Source organism: Anaerococcus sp. AGMB09787, assembly GCF_022808955.1.
Taxonomy (GTDB): domain Bacteria; phylum Bacillota; class Clostridia; order Tissierellales; family Peptoniphilaceae; genus Anaerococcus.
The window spans coordinates 1-3791 of the sequence record NZ_JAKZEY010000044.1; the positions used below are offsets into that span (position 1 = coordinate 1).

At 26.9% G+C, this 3791-nt stretch carries 4 protein-coding genes and 1 pseudogene; 4 read left to right on the top strand and 1 reads right to left on the bottom strand.

The annotated features are described in order from the left end of the window. Positions 1–235 precede the first annotated feature (235 nt). Positions 236–760 (bottom strand): hypothetical protein, encoded by a 525-nt coding sequence (locus MUN42_RS07825; RefSeq protein ID WP_243344144.1) that lies wholly within the window; start codon positions 758–760, stop codon positions 236–238. Between the two features lie 183 nt (positions 761–943). On the opposite strand from MUN42_RS07825, the gene MUN42_RS07830 reads away from it, so the two are divergent. From MUN42_RS07830 to MUN42_RS07845, 4 genes and pseudogenes are all read left to right on the top strand, one after another. Continuing rightward, the gene (locus MUN42_RS07830; protein WP_243344145.1) at positions 944–1540 is read left to right on the top strand and encodes a type IV toxin-antitoxin system AbiEi family antitoxin domain-containing protein; all 597 of its coding nucleotides are present in this window, start codon (positions 944–946) and stop codon (positions 1538–1540) included. Beyond that, on the top strand, positions 1533–1889 hold the full coding sequence (locus MUN42_RS07835) for a nucleotidyl transferase AbiEii/AbiGii toxin family protein (protein ID WP_243344148.1): 357 nt from the start codon (positions 1533–1535) through the stop codon (positions 1887–1889). The genes MUN42_RS07830 and MUN42_RS07835 overlap by 8 nt, the downstream gene beginning before the upstream one ends. A gap of 72 nt (positions 1890–1961) precedes the next feature. Further along, positions 1962–3118 (top strand): annotated as a pseudogene (locus tag MUN42_RS07840) (transposase). Between the two features lie 188 nt (positions 3119–3306). Beyond that, the gene (locus MUN42_RS07845) at positions 3307–3756 is read left to right on the top strand and encodes a nucleotidyl transferase AbiEii/AbiGii toxin family protein (protein WP_347708771.1); all 450 of its coding nucleotides are present in this window, start codon (positions 3307–3309) and stop codon (positions 3754–3756) included. Positions 3757–3791: the final 35 nt, after the last annotated feature.

A 3791-nucleotide genomic window follows, 5' to 3' on the forward strand; every position in this document is an offset into this window, starting at 1 on the left:
GTTAAAAACATTGTACTAGTTTAGGTTTCAAATGACCTTTTTCTTTTTACACAATTATACGGGCACTATCGATTTATATTAAATCTTTCTAATAAGTAATAAAACAATACTATAAAAATAGCACTAAACACTATCCCTATTATATTAATAATAAATTTAGAAAGCTTAAATTCGTATTCAACCTCGTTATTTTGAGTTATTATGAAGAAAAGAAAATACTTTATAGCTTTAAGCATTACCAAAAGTTCCTACATTGGTATGCACTTACAGCTAGAGAACCAGCAGTAAATGCGATACTTACGCCTGCTCCAGCAGCCTTACTAGCATAAGATAGAGCTTTAGATAATATTTGACCTGCGGTGTTCCATGCATGAGTTGCCATAGCTTCACCTAATGCTTGCCAAGTCTTACCATCAAGAGCATAAAATAACCAAGCTAATTGATCTTCTACAACACAGTTTGCAAACTCTTTTTTGCTATATAAATGTATTTGTCTGCTACTTAAATAAGAATCGTATAGCTCTTTTGCATATTGATCATTATTTGATGCATCTTCTAATAAATCTGGATTAGTTATTATGTATTCGCCATTTTCAGTTATTTCTCCAACCTCTCCAAAATAAAACTCTAATTGTTTTGATAGCTCCTTTACTTGTTCATCAGTAAAATATATATTTGTATTATCTTCTTCTTCTGAAGCCATTGCTAAATTAGGAGCCATAATTAGACTAAATATTTTTTTCTTTTTTTTGTTTCTCATTTTTTCCTCCTATTTTTTAATTTATATATTAACCATTAATTACTTTACATTAAATAGCTACCCGAAAACATTTCAAATTAACCATTTTTATTTATTTTTATTGGATGTATAGGTCTATTACATATAAATTTCTTGTAATTGTGCTTTAAATACTATATAATAAAGCACAAAAGGAAGTGAAATATGAGTGTTGATAAAATAAAAAAAATAATAAAAAAAAATAATGGAATAATTTCATCAAAAGACATTTCAAAAAACAATATTGATTCTTGGTATTTGACTGATATGGTTCGAAAAGGATACATAGAAAGAGTAAATAGAGGGGTTTATTTTGATCCTGATTTTGATAATTATGACGAACTTTATTTTTTTCAATTGCAAAATAAGGTGTGTATCTATTCTTATCAAACAGCTCTATATCTTCATGATCTCACAGAAAGACTACCCTTTTTTGATGAAGTGACAGTATATCAGGGATATAATTCTTGGCGCATTAAAGATAGGGTTAAATCACACCAAATAAAAAAAGAATGGTATAAAATCGGAATTACTGAAGTAAAAACAGAAATGGGAAATTCAGTTTATTCTTATGATATGGAAAGGACTATGTGTGATCTTGTTAGAGATCGAAAAAATCAAGATTCTGAGATATTTTCAAAAGCTTGGCATTATTATATGAAAAAAAAGTCAAAAAATATATGGAAACTTAGAGAATATGCTGATATATTTAATATATCTGATAAAGTAGAAGATATTCTAGAGGTTATAAGTTATGAATAAGGATAGTATTACCAGTAGACTAAGAAATAAATCAAGTGAACTTAATATTGAGTATAATTTAGCTTTAGATAAATTTTTCTTTGATGAGTTTTTAAAGTTATTATCATTTAGTAAATATAAGGAAAATTTTACTCTTAAAGGTGGAATGCTTTTAACATATACACTGGGAATAGAAAATAGATCAACTAGAGATATTGATTTTTTAGTAAAAAAAACCAATATTGATTATGAAAATATTGAGAAAATATTTAATGATATTTTATCTAACAATGATAAAAAAGGTGTTTGGTTTGAAGTTAAAAATAAACACAAAGATATAAAAATTGAAGATAAATACGGAGGAGGATAAGAACAGTTAACTAAAATATATAAAAAGATGTACAAAAGTGTAAAAAAGTAAATGTAAGTAGGTGAAAAATAGATGTTAATAACATACAAAACAGAGATTAATCCTAGTCCTGAACAAGTTATTAAGATTAAACAAACTATAGGTGTATGTAGGTTTATATATAATTTTTATATAAGTGAAAATCAGAAAGCCTATAAAGATGGTGAAAAGTTTATAACAGCTTTTAGTTTTTCTAAATGGCTTAATAATGATTTCATTCCAAGCAATCCAAGTTATTTGTGGATCAAGGACATATCTTCAAAATCTGTAAAACAAAGTATTGTTTATGCAGAAAGAGCTTTTAAAAAGTTTTTCAAGAAAGAAGCTAAATATCCTCGATTTAAAAGGAAAAACAAATCTAATGTAACAATGTATTTTGTTAGAAATAGCAAAACTGATTGTTTGTGTGAAAGGCATCGTATTAAAATACCAACATTAGGTTGGGTCAAATTAAAAGAAAAGGGTTATATACCGACAAGCAAAGACGGTTATATAATAAAAAGCGGAACTATATCATATAAAGCTGGTAGATATTATATATCTTGCCTGGTTGATATAGAAGAACCAGTAAAGCAAGCATTAAAACCCTTCGGTCTAGGTATGGATCTTGGTTTAGAAAAGTTTGCTGTAATAAGCAATGGAAAAGTTTATAAAAATATAAACAAATCAAAACGAATAATCAAATTAGAGAAAAAGTTAAAGCGTGAACAAAGGTGCTTATCAAGAAAGTATGAGCACGCAAAAAGAAAGGAGAGTCTACTTATAAAAATATAGACAAGCAAATAGCAAAGGTACAAAGAATTTACAATAAATTAAATAACATCAGAACAGATTATATCAACAAAATAGTAAATGAATTGGTGAAAACCAAGCCAACTTATATTACTATAGAAAATTTAAATATATCTGGAATGATGAAAAACAAGTATTTGTCTAAAGCCATAAGTAATCAAAGATTCTATGAATTTAGAGAAAAACTATTTAATAAATGTAAATTTTATGGTATCGAATTAAGAATAGCAGATAGGTTCTATGCATCAAGTAAAACATGTCATAAATGTGGTAGTATTAAAGAAGATTTAAAACTATCAGATAGAGTATATAAATGCTCTAAATGTGGCAATACTATGGACAGAGATCTTAATGCAAGCTTAAATCTAAGAGATACCAAATCTTATAAAGTAGCATAACAAAAAAAAGCTATATAAGATATGTACCGATGGCTAGTCGGGAATTGACGACTGTGGAGTGTACTAGAACTTGTGAGTAGCTGCATAGCAAAAGCATACACGATGAAGCAGTAATTTATCTCGATATGGACTATTTGTCTATGTTTTGAGTAGCAGTAAAATTCTATCTAGTAGGTCATTTATCTAATATAAGAAAGACTTTTTCAATTGATATAGCTACAGGCGATCCTGTTTATCCAGTGCCTGAATTAAGCAAATATACTACAATACTTGGTGATAATATAGAAATACAGTTGTATCCATTAGAGACAGTTATAGCTGAAAAACTTCAAACTATAATAGATAAAGCAGAAATAACTAGTAGAATGAAAGATTTTTATGATATACATATTATTATAAAAAATAAATCTAGTGAAATAGATATTGATAAACTAAGAAAAGCTTGTTTATTAACTTTTAAATATAGAAACACCAATATTAGTAAAGATGAAGCTATTAATGTTATAAAATTAATCGGTGATAATGATAGAATATTAAGGAGTTGGGACAATTATAGAAACAAAAATAAATACGTTGAAAACGTCGAATTTGATTATATTGTTAAGGTTATATCTAACTTAATAGATGAGGTGCTTTAAGCATAATAAATTAATTATGAGAAAATTAATCAAAA